The sequence below is a fragment of the Luteolibacter ambystomatis genome (genome assembly GCF_018137965.1).
Classification (GTDB): domain Bacteria; phylum Verrucomicrobiota; class Verrucomicrobiia; order Verrucomicrobiales; family Akkermansiaceae; genus Luteolibacter; species Luteolibacter ambystomatis.
The window spans coordinates 2,166,157-2,184,188 of the sequence record NZ_CP073100.1 but is presented as its reverse complement, the minus strand read 5'-3'; the positions used below and the strand labels follow the sequence as shown (position 1 = coordinate 2,184,188).

Here is an 18,032-nt window from a genome sequence, read left to right as displayed (position 1 = left end):
AATGAGAAAATTCCGGAATGGAAAGGGAAGGGGGATTTTGGAACCGGAATCTGCGGAAATGCACGTAGTCGTAAGCCTTCAATAGCGGAAAAACCGCTTCAGCGAGAGCATCGGGCGCTCCAGAGCCTGCCAACTCAACCATGCCGCAGCGAAAGTGAGGAGGAAACCGGCCAGGACGAATGCCAGCAGCGGCACCACCGGCGGCCCGGGCGTGTGGACGGCGATCCATTCATAGACCGGTCCTTTCAGCCATGGATCGAAGAGGTAGTGGAGCAGATACAGCCCGTAGCTGAATTTCCCGAACACCACCCAGCACCGGCCGGAAAGCATCCGCCACACCGGTGAGGCCGGTCGCAGCGCCAGCATCAGCAGCGCCCCCCAGAAAAACGGCGAGAACGGCACCAGCGAGACTTGCTCCGGGAACAGGATGCCCGCGAGCATCACCAAGCCGGTGACGACGGCGAGCATGGGCGCGCGCGCCATCCAGCGGTCCCAGCGGATCGGATCGCGATAAAGGATCGCCAGCCATGCTCCCGCGGCCAGGGTGTTCAGGCGCGTAGGGGTGAAGAGATACGCGCCTACCGGATTTCCGGAGAAATGCAGGGCGAAGTGGGTCATCGGTGCGATCACCAGGCAGCCGAGGCAGATTTTCTCCAGAGTGAGTCTTGGCAGGAACCGCACCAGCAGCGGCCAGACCAGATAAAACTGCTCCTCCACCGCCAGCGACCAGAGGTGGCTGAGATTCACACCGGGAGGCGAGACGAGCCAATCGTGTTTCAGCGTGGCGCCGATGTTCGAGGCGAAGAGCCAGTACCACCACGGTGAATCTGGTCCCGCTGGTCGCGTGAGGAAGACGCCGATGAGCACGGCATAGTAGAGCGGGAAGATCCGCACCGCGCGCCGCAGGTAGAAGACGGAGAAGTAACGTGCCCCGGTTTTCGGTGCATCCAGCAGGATGCCGGTGATGAGGAAACCGGAGAGCACGAAGAACATGTCCACGCCGACAAAGCCGCCGTGGAGGAAGCGGAAGAAGGCATTGCCCTTGTCAACGATGCCGCCCGCCGTGATGAAGTGGCTCCACATCACCAGCACGATCGCCACGCCGCGGAACCCATCGAGGGCGGCAAAATGGCGGGCGGAGGGGGAGTCGGACACGGGTGGCGAGGCTGTGAGGGAAAGACGCCGTCCTCGTGGCGGAAGAGCAAGGAGGAATTATGTAGCGCGCGAGCGGCATCGGCTCCGGATCAGCATCCGAATGCACCACCACGGGGAGGCGGCACGATGCGCTCCGAGATTATTTCATTCAAGTGCCGGGACAGTTCATCCGGGCTGTTTACGTAGGCTTCCTCCACGATCCATTGCCGCTGCGGATCCGCCAGCAGTCGCTCGAGGGTGGAGAGCCATATCGGATGTACGGGTGGCTCCGCCAGCAACTCGAAGATCGCGATACCGAGACGGTTTTTCAGAACCGGATGATGGATATTCCCGCAGACTTCCAGAATGGCATTCCAGATTTTGGGATCGACTGTTCCTGCGGCGAGTTCATTTAGGATCTCCACATCGATCTTCGTGTCGTCGTGATCCCAAGAATGGACCTTTTCCAGTAGCGATAAGAGGTGTTGCTGCCGGGCCAGATGGTATTCGAGATCGTCGTGGTCCATTCCTGTTTATAGCAGAATGCGAGGCATGGAGCTGTAGAACAAAACGTGTCATCGTTGGCTGGAATGTAGGGGGAAGCTCCGCTTTCCCTCTTCGGGATTGGAGACCGTTCGGCCCTGCCGGCCACCGCCAACAGAGCTGGCGGAGACCATTCGAAAGCGAAGCTTTCGACTACAATGCACAAAAAAGCGCCGGGTGGTGGCACCCGGCGCTTCTTGTGGAAATGGAGATCGGCTCAGCCTTCCTTCTTCTCCTCGATCGCGGAGAGGACCGCGTCCGGGAGCTGCTTGCGGCTCTCGAGCACCTTGTCCACGAGACCATAGGCGACGGATTCTTCGGCGCTCATGTAGTTGTCGCGGTCGGAATCGCGCTCGATGTCGGCGACGGTCTTGCCGGAGTGCTTGGCAAGGATGCCGTTGAGGCGCTTCTTCAGGTTGAACATGAAGTTGATCGTGCGCTCGACATCGGAAGCGGTTCCCTGTGCGCCACCGGAGACCTGGTGGATCATCACGTGTGAGTTGGGCAGGCAGTAGCGCTTGCCCTTGGTGCCGGCGGTGAGGAGCACGGAACCCATGGAGGCGGCGATGCCGATGCAGTAAGTGTTCACATCGCAGGTGAGGAACTGCATCGTGTCATACATCGCGAGACCCGCGGTGACGGAGCCGCCGGGGGAGTTGATGTAAATATGGATGTCCTTCTTCGGATCCTGCATCTGGAGGAACAGGAGCTGCGCGATCACCGAGTTGGCCACGAAGTCATCGATCGGCGTGCCGATGAAGATAATGCGGTCCTTGAGAAGGCGCGAGTAGATGTCGAAAGAGCGTTCGCCGCGGCCGTCCTGTTCGATGACGACGGGAACGTAGTAGCTGTTCTGGGGAATCATGGGGTTCATGGCGGACGAAATGTTCGGCGTCTGCGAAATGTTCATCGTTGTCCCCGACCTTGGCGCGCCCGTCTGCAATGTCAATGGCCCTTCCTCGGACTTTCTTGGTGAGAAGGTTTCAGAGTTTTTTAGCCGCAAGAAGGCGCAGAAGACGCAAAAGGAAGAGATGGGTCTAGCTTGGAGGACTTGCTCTTTCCATCGCAGTTTTTTCGAACGTCGATTTACAGACTTCTTCTTTTGAAGGATGACCATGAGATCGGCAGGCGGCGACTGATGCTCTTCCTTTTTGCGCTTTCTGCGCCTTTTTGCGGCTAAAAATCTTCAAACAAAAAGCGCCGGGCGTTTCCGCACGGCGCTTTTGGAAAAGAACGTTGCTTTGCAAAGCTTACGCTTCGGCGACGAGCGGTTCGTCGGTCTCCTCGACCTTGGCTTGCTCGACGACGTAGTCGATGGCCTTGCCGACGAGCATCGAGTTGCGGATGCCGGGGAGGCGGCCGGAACGCTGGAGGTCGCGGATGAACTTCTTCGGAGCCTGCTTGCGGGAGTTGGCGATGGCCACGAGGTGGTTCACCAGTTCCTGGTCGTTCACGCTGATGTTCTCGGCGCGGGCGATTTCCTGGAGGATGAAGTTGGTCTTGATGTTCGACTTCGCCTGCTTGCCCGCGTTCTCGAAGATCTCGGTCTGCTGGGCGGCGACTTCGTCCTCGCTGAGGCCGGACTGGATGCCCTGGCGGACCATGGCATCGGCCTGGTTCTGCGTTTCGTGGGCGAGGAGTTCTTCCGGCACGTCGAATTCAACGAGGCTGTTGAAGTGCTCGACGATCTGGTTGACCTTCATGTCATCGATCTGGCGGCGGCGCTCGCGCTCCATGTTGTCGCGGATGATCGTCTTGATCTCCTCGAGGGTCTTGCCCGGGGCGAGCTTGGCGGCGAGTTCGTCATCCAGCTCCGGCAGCACGGCTTCCTTGATCTCCTTCACGGTCACGGCGAAGGTCACTTCCTTGCCGCGGAGATCGGAGAGCGGGAAATCGTCCGGGATGGTCACGGTGACGTCCTTGCTGTCACCGGTGTTCAGGCCGACGAGTTGGGCGGCAAAGCCCGGGAGGAAGGACTCGTCGTTCACGCGCACCCAGAAGCCTTCGCGGCCGCCGAGGTAACCGGCGGACTTGCCGAGGAATTCTTCCAGCGGCTTGCCCTCGGTGGTGGAGGTGTAGTCGATCACGGCGTAGTCGCCGGTCTGGATGGCACGGCCTTCCAGTGTGTTGAAATCGGCGAAGCGCTCGCGCAGGCCTTCGAGCTGCTTGTTGAGCTCCTCGTCCGGCACGGCGGCGGCGGGAACCTTCACGGTGATGCCCTTGTATTCCGGCAGGGTGATTTCCGGGGCGAGAAGGATGCGGGTGGAGAAGGCGAAGCCGCCGTCCGCGGTGAACTCGGTGGATTCCGGCACGCCGAAGTCCAGCACCTTCAGCGACTCCTTGCGAAGCGCTTCATCGCAGCCTTCCTGCATCAGGCGGTCGCGGAGTTCCTCGCTGATTTCCTTTTCGTAGCGCTTTTCGATGACCTTGCGGGGAGCCTTGCCCGGTCGGAATCCGGGGATCTTGGCCTGGCTCGTGTAACCCGCGACAATGCGCTCGCGCTCGCCGGAAACCTGCTCGGCGGGGATCTCGACGCGGAGGGTGGCGACGCACTTGGGCTGCTTTTCGACAACAATGTTCATGGTGGCGGGACCGGCGCAGTACGGCCGGGGGCGGAAGCTAGGGCCGCTCCGGGGCGCTTGTCAAACCGGGTTATTCGCCATTCCGCCCCAATCCGGAGGGGGATCGGGGCCGTGGCGGGAGGGAATCCAAGGCAGCCCGGGCGATTCCGGATGGGAATCTTTCCGGAAAAGGTTTTGTCCAAATCAGGCTGTCCACTCAGGTGGGCGTGGTGCCGGGAAGATCATAAGGAAAAATTTTCACGAAAATTGTCCTGATGCGCCGGGGCTGTTCGTCGTCTAGATGAAACACCCCATTCCAAACCACCATGACCACTGAAAATACCAATACCGTCCGTCTCCACCGTGTCCTGCGCTCCAAGCCGGAGCGGATCTACCGCGCCTTCATCGATCCGGATGCGATGGCCAAGTGGCTGCCGCCGCATGGCTTCACCGGCAAGGTGCATCACATGGACGCCAAGGTCGGCGGCACCTACCGGATGAGCTTCACCAATTTCAACACCGGCAGCAGCCATGCCTTCGGCGGGAAGTTCCTGGAACTCGTGCCGAACGAGCGCCTGCGCTACGACGATCAGTTCGAGGACCCGAATCTGCCCGGCACCATGATCACCACCGTGGAACTGCGGGAGGTATTCTGCGGCACGGAGGTGAATATCACCCAGGAGGGCATTCCCGGCATGATTCCCGTGGAGGCCTGCTACATGGGCTGGCAGGAATCGCTGGAACTGCTCGCGAAGCTGACCGAGCCGGAGATTCCGGATCAGATGTGAGAGGAGATTCCTATTGAAATCCGGCCGGCTGAAGTGTTGCCACCTCAGTTGGCCGGTAGATCAGGGTTCCGCATGCTTCCTCGCGATCGCGCCCAGCGTGGCGATGCCTTCTTCGATCCGCGGGGTCCAGGGATTCCCGCAGCTCAGGCGCAGGCAGTTCCGGAACAATCCCTGCGGCGAGAACAGCGTGCCGGGGGCGAAGTTGATCCCGGCGGCGCGCGCCTCGCGATAGACATCGAGCACGTCCACCTGCTCCGGCAGCTCCAGCCACAGCACGAGCCCGCCCTCGGGATTGCTGACGCGGGTGCCTTCCGGGAAGGTTTCCGCGACTTTCTCGCGGGTGCGGCAGGTCTGGAGGCGGTAGGCTTCCCGGAGCTTGCGCAGATGGCGGTCATAGCCGCCGGAGCGCAGGAACTCGGCCACGGTCATGGCGGAAAGCGCGGGCCCGCCGAGATTGAGCGTGTTCTTCAGCTCCATCAGCTGGTCATGGTGCCGCCCGCCGACGAGGTAGCCCACGCGCAGGCCCGGGGCGAGGGTCTTCGAGTACGATCCGCATAGTAGCACGCGGCCGCTGCGATCCAGCGCCTTCAGGCACGGCGGGCGCGGTCCCTGGTGCGGGAGGTCGCCGTAGATGTCATCCTCCACGATGGGGATGTCATGCTCGTCCGCGATCTGGAGCAGCGTGCGGCGGTTCGACTCGCTCATGAAACCGCCCGCGGGATTCGAAAAATTCGGGATCACCAGCATGGCCGCCACATCGTATTTCTTCACCGCCTCGCGCACGGCGTTCAACTCCAGCCCGCAGATGCAGGCGGGGACGGGCACGACATTGAGCTTCAGCTTCGCCAGCAAACTCAGGGTGCCATAGTAGCCGGGGGATTCCACCAGCACGGTGTCTCCGGGCTTGGTCACGGCCATGAGTGCGAGGTGCAGCGCCTCGCTGGCCCCCACGGTGACGATGAAATCGTCCGGCTCGAAGGCGCAGCCCCAGTCGATGGAACGGCGGCTGAGTTCCTTCCGCAACGCCGGACTGCCCGGCGCGGGATCGTAGCGGAAGGTGGCCGCCGGATTCCGCCGCACGATGGAGGCGCTGGCACGCGCGAGTTTTTCCAATGGAACGAGATCGTCCGAAGGCACGGCGGAACCGAGCGGGACGAGGCGCGGATCATTGGTGTCCCGCACGGCATTGAAGACGGAGGAAAGTCCCTCCAGCGAGGCGCGGGTGGGCTTGTGGCGGGGCAGGGAGGGCTCCACCAGGGACTTCGCCAGCCGCGCGGTGACATAAAAGCCGGACTTCGGCCGCGCCTCGATCAAGCGGCGGCTTTCCAGCAGGGTATAGGCCTGCATCACGGTAGGCACGCTTACGCCCTGCTGTTGGCCGAACTGGCGCACGGAGGGGATGCGGTCGCCCGCGCGCAGCGTGCCGGCCTGGATCATGTTTTCGAGGCGGTCGGCGATGCGGAGGTAGAGCGGCTGTTCCGTGCTGGTGCTCATAGGTGGAGTGTAGGCGGATTGGCAGGATCACCGACACGTACAGGTGGCTGGATTTTCATGCTGTACAGTGACTCCAAGGTGTAAGCCTGTACAGGTCGGAAATCAAGCGGCCTGTGGCTACCGGGCGGGGCGGTGAGGTGCGATCCTCCGCCCATGAACGCGCTCATACCCCTCGCGGACTTCTGGAGATGGATCGGCAACCGCTCCTGCACGCGCGCCGAGGCCATCCCGGTGAGGCTCGCGAACCGCACCACCACCTCCCGCAGCTTGAACCCCGGCCAATCCCTGCAATGCGTGCGGGGATTGGTGTGGCTCACCTCCGACCGCCGGAAGGAAGACATCGTCCTCCGTGCCGGCGAAGCCTACGTTCCCTCCCGGCAGGAACGCGTGGTGATCGAGGCGCTGGAGGATGCGGTGGTGCAGTGAGCCGACCGGGACATTGGATTTCCATGCATGCGGCTTGAATTCAGCGGCGGTTTTGCTCTGTAGGCATGCAGTTGTCTCCCAATGAAATGGTCCATTCTTTCGTCTCTTGCTTGTGTTTGCATGTTGTCGCTTCTCCCATGTCATGCCGAGCCGTCGCCGGGAGCGGACCTGACCGCGGCGCGGGCGGCTTACGCGGCCCAGAAGAAAACCCTCGATGACCAATACCGCACCAAGCTGGAAGCCTTGGCCAAAGCCCAGGTGCAGAACGGCGATTTGGCGGCAGCCGCGGCGATCCGTGAAGAGATCAAGGCACTCGCCGCCGCTCCGGCAGCAGCCGCCACCGCCCCGGCTCTGAAGGGAGACGGCAATCCTCTCTGCAGCGGAACCAAGTGGTGCGAACCCGGGGGATCGACCGTTGAGTTCCGTGCGGATGGCTTGTGGAGCGAGTTCTGGAGGACCCGTGAGACTTTCGGCCGGTGGAAGACCGATGGTGACAAGACCGCCATCCTCGTCACCAAGCCCGATGGTAAAACCATGCAGTATCAGATATCCGCGGATGGCACCGCCTGCACCCGTGTTTCCGATAAGATCGCTTATAAGAAGGTGACGAACTATTTCAAAGAGGAGGCCATCGCAGGCACTCCGGCGGCACCCTCGTCCTCCGGTGCCGGGGCTGCTCCGTCTTCCGGTTCGGGCTCGTCTTCCAAAGGTGGTGGCTCCAATCCGTTTGGCAACGTGCGTTGAATTCCGCGCACCAACGGTGCGACCCATGCCAGCCAAGGGTGAAACCCCTGGTGGGGGTGGAGGAATGCCCGCGCTCTGAAGGAGCGCCCCATGCATCGAAGGGAGCATGGGTTTGTCCGGCCACAATCATCCCACAGTCTCCTTGGCGTATGGGGCGTCCCTTCAGGACGCACTCCGATCAGGCGACGTAACCTAGGATTTCATCCTGGGCTGTTGTGGACCGCACCGTTGGTGCGAAAGGATAGGATCATTCATCACTCTTCGCCATCCGTCATCCCCGCCCATGACCACAGGCCCGGATCGAGTTCCATTCGCGCCTCATCGGCCACGGTCCGCGCATCCGTAAGATCGTGAAGTACGGCAAACATCGTGGAACCGGAGCCGCTCATCAATGCTCCGGCGACTTCCGGACGATTGAGCAGCCATTCCTTCACCTCGGCGAGGAGGCGGTGTTTTTCGAACACGGGCCGCTCGAGATCATTCACCAGTTCACCCCACGGAAACACCTGTGCGTCGTAACGCACGCCGGGCAGCGGTAGGGAATCCTTCCAACGCTTGTAGGCATCCGGAGTCGCGACGCCGAAGGCGGGCTTCAGCAGCAGTACCGGCAGCGCGGGCGGGGAGGGGGCAGGCTCGAGGATTTCACCGCGACCGGTGCAGCGCACCGCGCCGGGCATGAGGAAGAACGGGATGTCCGAGCCGAAGGTGCCCGCGATTTCAATCAAGCGCTCCACCGGCAGGAGCGAGCCGTGCAGATCATTCACCACCGCCAGCGCGGTGGCCGCATCGCTGCTGCCGCCGCCGAGGCCCGCGCCGTGGGGGACGTGTTTTTCCAGATGGATGGAGCATTCCGCCTTTCGTCCGCTGGCGGCTTCCCAGGCGCGCACCGCCTTCACCACCAGATTCGATTCATCGCCCGGTACCGTGGGATCGGAGCAGGTGAACACGAAAGCCTCCGCTTCCGAAATCGTGAGCACGTCCGCTAGTTCCGGGAGGCGGATCATCAGGGTATCCAGCGCGTGAAAGCCGTCGTCCCGCTTGGCTAGGATGCGCAGGGACAGGTTGAGTTTGGCGGGAGCTTTGACTTGGATCATCGGAGAAGATCGCGGGTGAGAAGGGCCATCATGCGGCCGGTTTTGCCCATCTCGATGCGGTAGCTGTAGTGGCGGGCAAGATCGACCGCCGTGTCTTCGCCGCAATCGGTGAAGGAGGCCAGCCCGGCCTGCTCCGCCTGGCGGCCGATTTCCTCGGCGAAGGCGATTTCATAGTGCGGCGGGCGGATGCACGGACCGAGCACGGCGGTGACATCCTCCGCGCGCGTGCCGTATTCACGGGCCATCACCTCCAGCGCGGTTTGGAAAATGTTCCCCTCGGTGCCCTTCTTGCCGGAGTGCAGCAGGCCATAGGCACCGGTCCTTTGGTCGGCCAGCCAGATCGCGCCGCAGTCGGCCACGTAAATGGCCAGCACCGTGCCGGGGGTGTTCGTCACCAGACCGTCCATGCCGGGAACCACCGGCAGTCCATCCGGGGCAAGAATCGTTTCCGCACCGGGAACCACCGCCACGCCGATGCCGTGGACCTGCTCGGCCCGCCACCACGTTTGGGAAGTTCCTCCGAAGGCCGCCACCGCGGCCTCATGATGCGGGCGCAGGCGGCGCATCGCTTCATCGCGGTCCGCGTCCTCCACCGCCACCCCGGGAATGCGTGGAATCCATGTCGCCCGGAAACCGGGCAGGGAATTGATTGGGTCCAAAAAGGGGGGCGCCTCCGTCACGGAGCGACCGTAACGGAGGCGCGAGGGATCCGCCAAGCTTTCGTCAGCGGGATCCGACGCTCACGCGATCGCGCGGCCCTTGATGGCGCGCTTGGTGTGTTCGACGGCTTCCGCCTCGTCCTCATCCATACCGGCGAGGATACCCGCGAGGTCACTGGCGATCTCCTTGCGCATTTTCGAGACAAGCTCGGCGCCTTTGGCGGTGATACGCACCATGATCTTGCGACGATCTTCGGCAGCGTGGACACGTTCCACATACGCCAGCTTCTCCAGCCGATCGACGAGGCCAGTGGCCGCGGCGGTCGAATGGCCCATCTTCTTCGCGATATCCGACATCGTCAGATACTCCTCGCTCGAAAGATACGTCAAAAGGAAGAACTGGGGGAATGACACGTTTCCTTTGTTGAGTTCGGACGACAGGTTCAGGATGCAGCTTCGCTGCGTAAACAAGACGAAGTCAGCGAGACGATCCGCATCGGCCTGGACCGACGCGCTCGACGCGCTCGATGTGCTCAGTTTCATGGCTGGTTTTAGTGTTCATGCTTCGGGACAAGTAAGGGAGCACAGCCTTTGCGAGAGGAAAACTAGCAGGGATGCCAAATAGTAATCAACTCCAAACTGCGAAAATTTAAGACTTCCTGATTATCGGGAGTCCAAGTTTTTGAAATTACGCCGTTTGAGTCGTCCCGCAAGGGCGGAAAAAGGTCGTGGAGGGTGCCGGAGGGATGTTTTCCACGGGTTTCTTTTTATCATCTGCTGGTTCCGGCACGGGCTTCACCGGGGTGGTTTCCTCCACCGGCGGGGTGTAAAGCACACCGTCCCCCACCTCCGGCATTCCTCCCTGGATGTCCGCTGCGGCGAACTGGCCCAGTTTTTCACCGCTGCACCGCAGGTTCGAGACCCGGTTCTCACCCGCGCGGGTGGCCAGGATCGCGCCGGTCGGCACCTCCCAATTTCCGTAACTCTGGATCAGCACGAACTTCTTGTCCCCGGAAATGGAAGCCACCCGTCCGACCAGTTTGGTTGCGGGCTCCTTCGGTTTCTCCTCCTTCTTCGGCTTTTCATGGAACAATGAGCACCCGGGCAGCAGGGTGGCGGCGGTAGCGAGGAGAAGGAAACCCAGGGTCCGGTTCATGGTCCCGAAGGTGCGTGCGTCCGACCTCTCCTGCAAGCCGATGAATTTTCCACGCGCGGATGTTGACGATCATCGTCACCTGTGGTTCAACCCTCCCGCGCAAGCAACGGAGCGGTGGCTGAGCGGTCGAAAGTACCTCTTTGCTAAAGAGGCGTAGGGGAAACCTTACCGAGGGTTCGAATCCCTCCCGCTCCGCCAAATGAACAGCCGGCCTGATGGCCGGTTTTTTTGTACGGTTTTCCCGGTTCGGAAAAGCGAATGGTGGGACGAGAACTCCTGCAGAACGAAGTGAAGCCTTTTGAGGGTTCGTCTGCGGTAGCCGTTGGCGACGGCGTGCGAGGACTCACGCGAAGCATGCAGATTGGCGGGGTGGGAGTAAAGCGGAGGCAATCCTTCCCGCTCCGGGGAACGGTGAGCTCCCTGTCCTCCGTGCTGTGTCGATGCGAAAGGATCAAGATGACCCGTGGCATCATCAGAATGATTCGGGAATCTTATGTAACACTTTCAACAGCAATTTTGACTTGAAGGAAACCAATCAAAAACCTTTCCATCTGAGAATGGGCTGGAGGTCTTTGTTCCCTGCAAACCGCTTCTTTTGAAGCTCCGCATTGCAGTTCCCTTGCATGACCCCGGCCTGGTGCGAGCCCCGTTTGAAACTCCCGGAATCCGCTGTCATGAAAACATTGCCGTGCAATCTTACATTCCTGCGTGCTCATCTCCCTGTTGTTTGTACCGCATTCCTTCTCGCCCCCGCGGGCAACGCCCTTGCAGACATTTCGGCCCGTTTCGATGGCGGAAATGGAACCCTCTCCCTTACGGCACCGGCCGGAGCGGAGATCCGTTGCACGCAGGATGCGCGCGGCTTTCTTACCTTGAGGGGTGAAGGCTGGGAGCGTTCCAGCGATCCCTCCTCGGCCCACTATGATCCGGCCTTGCGGGACGTTTCCGCCGCGAAGCTGCACGGCGTGAAGATGGAGAACGGCAGCCGTTTGATCGTGGAGGATCTTTCTGCCGAGGGCGAGCTGGCGATCGAGGCGAGCCGTCTTACGCTCACGGGGAAGTTGCATACGCGGGCGCTGCGCCTGCGGCTGGCCGAGCAACTCGTGACGGAGCCTACGGCGCATGTTCGCGCGCAAGCGGACGGTAGTGGCGGGGAGATCACCTGCGATGCGCCCGTGGTGATCACCGGCGGCACCTTCGATGCATCCGGCGAGCGCGGCGGCGCGGTCCGCTTCTCCGCAGGGAACATGTACCAATATGGCCGCCTGCAGGCGAACGGGACGCGCGATGGCGGCACGGTCACGGTCCACTATTCCGGCAAATACACGGAGGCGGAAAGCGCACGCGTTTCCACGCGCTCGGAGAACGGCCGCGGCGGGCGCATTACCTATAACGGGGAAAAAGGCGCGGTGCTTTTCACCAGCGGCACCCTTGAGGCCACCGGTCAGGAGGGTGGCAGCGTCCATGTGTTGGGCAGCGGACTCAAGCTGGCGGCGGCGCGCATCGATGCCAGCGGTTCCTATGGCGGTGGCGAGGTGCTCATCGGCGGCGACAAGCAGGGAGCGAATCCCGGGATTTCCAACGCCTGCGAAGTGAACGTCAATCCGTCCACCAGCGTCGTGGCGGACGCGCGGGTGTCCGGTCCGGGCGGCAAGATCGTCGTGTGGTCCGATGGCCGCACCGAGGCGGCGGGACAGTTGAGCGCGCGCGGCGGAGAGCAAGGCGGCAATGGCGGGTTCATCGAAGCGTCCGGCAAGGGCGAGCTCGCCTATGGCGCGCGGGCGGATGCGGCGGCGCCGCGTGGCAAACCAGGCACGCTGCTGCTGGACCCGAAGTTCATTGAGATCAAGACGGCGGCGGGCGGTGGCAGCATCGGCTTCAGCGAACTGGTGGATCCTCATCCCACGCCCACCGGCTCCAACTTCGGCGTCCGCGTGCAGCCGCTCTCCACGGGCAACGTGGTGGTGACCGATCCGGGTGACGACACGAACGGGACTTCGAGCGGAGCGATCTACCTTTACAACGGCAAGACCGGAGCGCTGGTCAGCACCCTTCTCGGAGCTGCGGCAGGTGATGCCCTGGGGGGAGTGGATCAAAGCGGATTTTATACGGGAGCGGACATCATCAATCTCGGCGCGAATGCCTATGTGATCAGCCAGGATGCGAACGGCAAGAGGGGGGCGCTTACTTATGTGAACGGCACGACCGGCGTTTCCGGCACGGTGGGAACCGCGAACAGCATCATGGCGGTCACCACACACACCGGCGGTTTCGATCCCGGCGAATTTCCCGCCAATTCCTTCGCGGGCCAACCACCGTATGCGACGAAGCTGAGCAATGGCAACTACGTCCTGGCTGCTCCGGGCTACAACGGCCGCCGTGGGTTCGCGATGCTGCTGGATGGTGCCACCGGACTGCCACCGGCCGCGGTTGCGGTCGCTCAGCCGAGTGCCTCCAACTCGATCATCGGCACGAATGCCAATGACAGCACCGGCCATCTGGTGACGGACTTGAAGAATGGCCACTACCTGGTTCGCAGCATCAGTTGGAGCGGTGGTCCTGCCAATTCGGGAGCGGTCACATTCTGCGACAGCGCGACCGCCACCGTGGGCGTGGTGGCGAAGGCGAACAGCATGGTCGGCCCCACCGTGAACGACAACTTCGGCGGACAGATCTTCGTGCTGCCGAACCACAACTACCTCCTCTATTCCGCGCAGTTCGGACAGGGCGGAGGGTTCGGCACGCCCAAGGGGGCTCTCACGTTGTGCGTGGGAACCACCGGCCGCCCGCCTGTCGGCCTGCAAGATGGTTCGGTGGATGCGACGAACACCTACATGGGGAATGCCGGTGACCAGCTCGGCGCATCCTCCCTCGGCGGGGGCAGCGTCCTGATCCTGAGCACCGGGAAGTATGTCATCGCCAGCCCGTTCTGGGGAACCAACCGCGGCGCGGTGGCGGTGGGTGATCCGAATACCGGTCTGGTCGGCTTGGCGGGTCCGGCCAACAGCCTGGTGGGGCATACCAGCGGCAACGGCAGCACGACCTTCGGCGACAACGTCGGCAGCGGCAGCAATTTCGGCCTTGGCTCCGCTGTCATCGAGGTCGGCGACGGCAACATCGTGATCTCCAGCCCGAACTTCAGCGGCTTCCGCGGTGCGGCCACCTTCATGAGTGGCAATGCTCCGTTGCTCGGCGATGTGATCAGTACGAGCAACAGCCTTGTAGGCACCACCGGCGTGACCCCCGGCCAGCCGGACGCCAGCAACACGGGAGACCGCGTGAGCCTGGGAGGTGTCTTCAGTTCCCAGACGAGCTCCTACTATAATGGTAGTAGCACCGTTTCCACCACCTACACCATCGCCAGCAAAAACTACGTGGTGTGCAGCCCGGTGTGGTCCGGCGGCGGGGACGGCGGCTTCTCCCTCAATGGCAAGGGCGCGGCCACCTGGGGCAGCGGCAGCACCGGCGTGGTGGGCAACATTTCCTCCGCCAACAGCCTGGTGGGAGCTACTTCCGGACCGGGCGTGGGGGACGCGGTCGGTTCGATCAGCGGACTGACGGTTCTTGCGAACGGCAATTACGTGATCCGGGCGAGAGGATTCAATGGCACCCGCGGCGCCATCACCTGGTGCAATGGTGCCACTGGAACGAACGGCGTGGTGGATGCCACCAACAGCCTCGTTGGCACCACCCAGTTCCAGAGCATCGCGGATGGAAACAACCCTCTCATCGCCTTGACCAACGGCAACTACGTCTGCGGCATCCCGAACCTGACCGTGGGAGGCAACACCAGCGCCGGTGCCCTCGTCTGGGGCAACGGAGCCACCGCGGGCAGCCACCTGGTGGGAACGATCGATACCGTCAACAAGATCACCGGTGTCTCGGCGAGCGACAACATCGGCCAGAATCTGAAGGCCCTGAGCAACGGCAACTGCTGGGGGCAAGCTTCCAACTTCAACAATGGTGGAGCGACCGGCGCCGGAGCGGTCACCTGGGTGAACGGAACCAATGGCCGCGACGTGACCGGGGGCTTCAATCCCGTTTCCGCGACGAACAGCCTCGTCGGTGGTTCGCAGAATGACAACGTCGGCAGCGGCTACCAGGGCGGCTATGCACTGCCGAGCGGGAACTTCCTCATCAGCAGCCCGAACTGGGATGGGGGAGCGACCGATGCCGGTGCGGTGACGTTCTGCAAGAGTGATGGCACGACCGTGGGCGTGGTGGGCTCCGGCAACAGCTTGGTCGGCTCGCATGCCAGTGACAAAATCGGAAACAACAGCACCGTAGTCATCCTTCCCAATGGCAACTACGTCATCGGCACCAATTCCTGGAACACCTACGCCGGCCACGTGACATGGGGTAGCGGCACCACCGGGGTGAAAGGTGTGATCGATGCATCGAACAGCATCATCGGTTCGCAAGGTGGCAATACCACGCAGGACCAGGTGGGTAATTTCTCCATCGCCACGCCCGGCAACGGAAATCCGATCAATGACAATCCCCGGATTCTCGCCAGCGGCGACTTCGTTCTCGTAACCGCCAACTTCCACTCCGGTGCCAACACGGTCGGCGCGGGTACGTGGGTGAGCGGAACCACCGGCAAGACCTCCAACAATGCCGGCACGATCAGCGCCGCCAACAGCGTGATGGGCGCGGGCACCTTCGGTGGAGCTTCGTATGCCGTGGAGGACATCTACAACGGCAACGTGCTCGTTGGCTTCAATCAAGAGGCCAATGGCAAGGTCCGCCTCCTCACCGGCACGGGTCCCGGCTCGCTGATCTATTCCTCGCAGCCAACCGCCACCGTTACGGTGGACCCGTCCTTCATCGCCAATGCGATCGGTGGCGGCACGAACCTGATCCTCCAGGCCAATACCGACCTGACCGTCACCGATGCCATCAATGTCACCGGCACCGGTGCGGGGACGCTGACATTGCAGGCCGGGCGCAGCATCCTGATCAATGCCAACATCACCACCAACAACGGCATCCTGAACCTCACGGCCAACGATGTCCTCGCCGCAGGGGTGATCGACGCCCAGCGCGACGCCGGAGCGGGAGTCCTCACCCTGGCGGTGGGCAAGACCATCGATACCGGCACCGCGCCCTTGAATGCCAGAGTGCTGGACGGTGCCGGAAAGACGAACCTGACCAGCGGACCGATGACGCTGGACACCATCAAGTCCAACGGCGGCGTCCTTTCCAACACCGGGCCGACAGCCGGGAGCAACATCTCGGTCACCTCCCTGCAAATGACCGGCGACATGACGGCGACCGCTCCGACGGTGACGCTGAGGACGCTGAATCTCGCTTCCAGAAAGCTCACGGTTTCCGGCAATCTGGCATTCGCGGCGAGCGGCCAGCTCACCACGCAGATCTCGGGCACTGGTGCGGGGCAGCTCGGCCAGGTGGGCGTGACCGGCACCGTGAATCTGAACTCCGCGGTGCTGGATGCGAGCTTGCTCGGCGGGTACACTCCGGCGGACAACACCGTCCACAAGATCGTGGACAACGATTTGTCCGACGCCATCACCGGCACGTTCTCGGGATTGGCGGAGAATGCCGCGACCAATATTTCAGGATTGGGTTTCACGGTGAAATACACCGATGGGAATGGCCTCGGCAATGACGCGGTACTTGTTAAAACCCCTCCGGTTTTCGCGGATCTCTCGATCACCAAGACCGATGGAGTCACCACCGCCACGCCCGGCGGCTCTGTCACCTACACCATCACCGCCAGCAACGCCGGTCCCAATGACGTCATCGGTGCCACCCTCGCCGATACGTTCCCGGCTTCGCTCACCTGCACCTGGACGGCGGTGGGAGCAGGGGGAGGGGTTCCTCCGGCGACCTCCGGTTCCGGCAATATCAATGCCGCGGTCAATCTCCCTGCGGGCGGCTCGGTCACCTACACCGTCAACGCAGCCATCTCTGCCGCCGCCACCGGCTCGCTGTCGAATACCGCCACCATCGCCGTGCCAGCGGGGATCACCGATCCGAATCCCGGTAACAACAGCGCCACCGATACCGACACCCTCACTCCGAGCGCGGACCTCTCGATCACGAAGACCGATGGTGTCACCACCGCCCAGCCGGGAGGTTCCGTCACCTACACCATCACCGCCAGCAACGCCGGCCCGAGCAATGCGCCCGGTGCCACCGTCGCCGATACGTTCCCGGCTTCGCTCACCTGCACCTGGACGGCAGTGGGTGCGGGCGGTGGCGTTCCTCCGGCGACCTCCGGTTCCGGCAATATCAATGCCGCGGTCAATCTCCCGGCGGGCGGTTCCGTGACCTACACCGTCAGCGCGACCATCTCCGGCTCGGCCTCCGGCACGCTGTCGAACACCGCGACCGTCGCGGCTCCGGCGGGCGTCACCGATCCGAATCCCGGTAACAACAGCGCCACCGACAACGATACCCTCGTTTTGAATGCCGATCTCGCGCTGGATGTGACCGCCACGCCCACCACCGCGCCGAAGGGCAGCATCGTTTCCTTCGCCCTCGCGCTGAGCAACCTCGGTCCGGCGGACGCGGCCAATCCCAGCGTCTCCTTCCCGACGACCGCGAACATGGTCTTCGTCTCCGCCACCGCTCCCGGCGGCTGGAACATCTTGAATCCGGCGGTGGGAGCAAGTGGAACGGTGACCTTCACCCGCAGCACGCTGGCCAATGGCGGCTCCGCAGCCTTCACAGTCGTGACCCAGGTCGGCGCCAGTGTGCCCACGGGGACGGTCATCAACAACACCGCCACGGCTTCCTCCTCGAACCCCGATCCGGTCAGCGGCAACAACAGCGATACCGATCCGGTTTCCGTCGGCACGCTCACGCCGACCCCGGCCCAGGTCGGCACCACCGGCGTGCTCAACCGCCAGACCGGCCTCTTCGAACTGACCGTCAACGTGACCAATACCACGCCTCTGCCGATCAATGGCTTCCGCGTGCATGTCGACTACGCTTCCTACATCGCCGCGTATCCGAGCCTGCGTCTCTACAATGCCACCAGCCTCACTCCGGATCCTTACGTCGACTATGCCTATCCAGTGGCCGTTGATGCCACCGTACCCGTCAAACTCCTCTTCTACACCAGCACCCGCACCTTCCCGAATCCCTTCAATCCGGGCCTGACGGTGGAGATCCTGCCCGTGTCTGCTGTCGCCGGTCCTCCCGGTCCGGGCGTCCAACCACGCATCGTCAAACTGGCCAATGGCACCGTTCTGCTGGAGTTCGACTCCATCCCCGGCCACTGGTACCGCGTCCGTTATAGCGCCACCATGGCTCCCAACAGTTGGTATGACTGCCCGGTGCCGATCCAGGCCAACGCCAATCGCACCCAATGGATCGATGATGGCGCTCCGTTCACCAGTATCTCGCCCGCCGATCCCTCGGTGACCACCCGCTTCTACCTCGTCAACGAAGTCCCCTGAACTCCG

General features: G+C 62.6%; 14 protein-coding genes and 1 tRNA gene. 6 read left to right on the top strand and 9 right to left on the bottom strand.

Annotated features, from left to right (window positions below):
* Positions 1–78: 78 nt before the first annotated feature.
* The 3 genes from KBB96_RS08355 to KBB96_RS08345 all read right to left on the bottom strand — a co-directional run bounded on the left by KBB96_RS08355 (position 79) and on the right by KBB96_RS08345 (position 2,551).
* A complete protein-coding gene (locus KBB96_RS08355; RefSeq protein WP_211634234.1) occupies positions 79–1,155 on the bottom strand; it encodes an acyltransferase family protein in 1,077 nt (358 codons plus the stop codon).
* 89 nt (positions 1,156–1,244) lie between these two features.
* Positions 1,245–1,661, bottom strand: a complete 417-nt coding sequence (locus KBB96_RS08350) for a hypothetical protein (RefSeq protein ID WP_211634233.1) — start codon at positions 1,659–1,661, stop codon at positions 1,245–1,247.
* Between the two features lie 233 nt (positions 1,662–1,894).
* Positions 1,895–2,551, bottom strand: a complete 657-nt coding sequence (locus KBB96_RS08345) for an ATP-dependent Clp protease proteolytic subunit (RefSeq protein ID WP_318971852.1) — start codon at positions 2,549–2,551, stop codon at positions 1,895–1,897.
* On the opposite strand from KBB96_RS08345, the gene KBB96_RS08340 reads away from it, so the two are divergent.
* On the top strand, positions 2,550–2,783 hold the full coding sequence (locus tag KBB96_RS08340; protein WP_211634232.1) for a hypothetical protein: 234 nt from the start codon (positions 2,550–2,552) through the stop codon (positions 2,781–2,783). The genes KBB96_RS08345 and KBB96_RS08340 overlap by 2 nt on opposite strands.
* A 144-nt stretch (positions 2,784–2,927) precedes the next feature.
* Here KBB96_RS08340 and tig read toward each other — a convergent pair whose 3' ends face one another.
* Positions 2,928–4,259: a trigger factor gene (gene tig, locus KBB96_RS08335; RefSeq protein ID WP_211634231.1), complete on the bottom strand. Its 1,332-nt coding sequence runs from the start codon at positions 4,257–4,259 to the stop codon at positions 2,928–2,930.
* Positions 4,260–4,564: 305 nt separating this feature from the next.
* Between tig and KBB96_RS08330 the strand changes: the two genes are divergently transcribed.
* The gene (locus KBB96_RS08330; protein ID WP_211634230.1) at positions 4,565–5,026 is read left to right on the top strand and encodes an SRPBCC family protein; all 462 of its coding nucleotides are present in this window, start codon (positions 4,565–4,567) and stop codon (positions 5,024–5,026) included.
* Between the two features lie 60 nt (positions 5,027–5,086).
* Here KBB96_RS08330 and KBB96_RS08325 read toward each other — a convergent pair whose 3' ends face one another.
* A complete protein-coding gene (locus KBB96_RS08325; protein WP_211634229.1) occupies positions 5,087–6,520 on the bottom strand; it encodes an aminotransferase-like domain-containing protein in 1,434 nt (477 codons plus the stop codon).
* A 153-nt stretch (positions 6,521–6,673) separates the two neighbouring features.
* Here KBB96_RS08325 and KBB96_RS08320 point away from each other — a divergent pair, with 153 nt between their 5' ends.
* Together KBB96_RS08320 and KBB96_RS08315 are read left to right on the top strand one after the other, a co-directional pair.
* Complete coding sequence (locus tag KBB96_RS08320; protein ID WP_211634228.1) at positions 6,674–6,946, top strand: DUF2917 domain-containing protein; 273 nt, start codon at positions 6,674–6,676, stop codon at positions 6,944–6,946.
* 120 nt (positions 6,947–7,066) lie between these two features.
* Positions 7,067–7,690: a hypothetical protein gene (locus tag KBB96_RS08315; protein WP_211634227.1), complete on the top strand. Its 624-nt coding sequence runs from the start codon at positions 7,067–7,069 to the stop codon at positions 7,688–7,690.
* A gap of 254 nt (positions 7,691–7,944) precedes the next feature.
* Here the strand turns inward: KBB96_RS08315 and ispE are convergent, their stop codons facing one another.
* From ispE to KBB96_RS08295, 4 genes are all read right to left on the bottom strand, one after another.
* Positions 7,945–8,784 carry a 4-(cytidine 5'-diphospho)-2-C-methyl-D-erythritol kinase gene (ispE, locus tag KBB96_RS08310; RefSeq protein ID WP_211634226.1) on the bottom strand — a complete coding sequence of 280 codons (840 nt, stop codon included), beginning with the start codon at positions 8,782–8,784 and terminating at the stop codon, positions 7,945–7,947.
* Positions 8,781–9,383 carry a laccase domain-containing protein gene (locus KBB96_RS08305; protein WP_211634225.1) on the bottom strand — a complete coding sequence of 201 codons (603 nt, stop codon included), beginning with the start codon at positions 9,381–9,383 and terminating at the stop codon, positions 8,781–8,783. The genes ispE and KBB96_RS08305 overlap by 4 nt, the downstream gene beginning before the upstream one ends.
* Positions 9,384–9,524: 141 nt before the next feature.
* Positions 9,525–9,986 (bottom strand): MarR family transcriptional regulator, encoded by a 462-nt coding sequence (locus KBB96_RS08300; protein WP_211634224.1) that lies wholly within the window; start codon positions 9,984–9,986, stop codon positions 9,525–9,527.
* Between the two features lie 145 nt (positions 9,987–10,131).
* Positions 10,132–10,599 (bottom strand): hypothetical protein, encoded by a 468-nt coding sequence (locus KBB96_RS08295; RefSeq protein WP_211634223.1) that lies wholly within the window; start codon positions 10,597–10,599, stop codon positions 10,132–10,134.
* A 108-nt stretch (positions 10,600–10,707) separates the two neighbouring features.
* On the opposite strand from KBB96_RS08295, the gene KBB96_RS08290 reads away from it, so the two are divergent.
* Both KBB96_RS08290 and KBB96_RS08285 read left to right on the top strand, forming a co-directional pair.
* Positions 10,708–10,797 (top strand) — tRNA-Ser (locus KBB96_RS08290).
* A gap of 476 nt (positions 10,798–11,273) precedes the next feature.
* Positions 11,274–18,026 carry a beta strand repeat-containing protein gene (locus KBB96_RS08285; protein WP_211634222.1) on the top strand — a complete coding sequence of 2,251 codons (6,753 nt, stop codon included), beginning with the start codon at positions 11,274–11,276 and terminating at the stop codon, positions 18,024–18,026.
* Positions 18,027–18,032: the final 6 nt, after the last annotated feature.

Coding starts and splice junctions, on each gene's coding strand:
- KBB96_RS08350 (WP_211634233.1), bottom strand. CDS start 1,661: ATGGACCACGACGATCTCGAATACCATCTGGCCCGGCAGCAACACCTC.
- KBB96_RS08340 (WP_211634232.1), top strand. CDS start 2,550: ATGGCGGACGAAATGTTCGGCGTCTGCGAAATGTTCATCGTTGTCCCC.
- KBB96_RS08345 (WP_318971852.1), bottom strand. CDS start 2,551: ATGAACCCCATGATTCCCCAGAACAGCTACTACGTTCCCGTCGTCATC.
- tig (WP_211634231.1), bottom strand. CDS start 4,259: ATGAACATTGTTGTCGAAAAGCAGCCCAAGTGCGTCGCCACCCTCCGC.
- KBB96_RS08330 (WP_211634230.1), top strand. CDS start 4,565: ATGACCACTGAAAATACCAATACCGTCCGTCTCCACCGTGTCCTGCGC.
- KBB96_RS08325 (WP_211634229.1), bottom strand. CDS start 6,520: ATGAGCACCAGCACGGAACAGCCGCTCTACCTCCGCATCGCCGACCGC.
- KBB96_RS08320 (WP_211634228.1), top strand. CDS start 6,674: ATGAACGCGCTCATACCCCTCGCGGACTTCTGGAGATGGATCGGCAAC.
- KBB96_RS08315 (WP_211634227.1), top strand. CDS start 7,067: ATGTTGTCGCTTCTCCCATGTCATGCCGAGCCGTCGCCGGGAGCGGAC.
- ispE (WP_211634226.1), bottom strand. CDS start 8,784: ATGATCCAAGTCAAAGCTCCCGCCAAACTCAACCTGTCCCTGCGCATC.
- KBB96_RS08300 (WP_211634224.1), bottom strand. CDS start 9,986: ATGAAACTGAGCACATCGAGCGCGTCGAGCGCGTCGGTCCAGGCCGAT.
- KBB96_RS08295 (WP_211634223.1), bottom strand. CDS start 10,599: ATGAACCGGACCCTGGGTTTCCTTCTCCTCGCTACCGCCGCCACCCTG.
- KBB96_RS08285 (WP_211634222.1), top strand. CDS start 11,274: ATGAAAACATTGCCGTGCAATCTTACATTCCTGCGTGCTCATCTCCCT.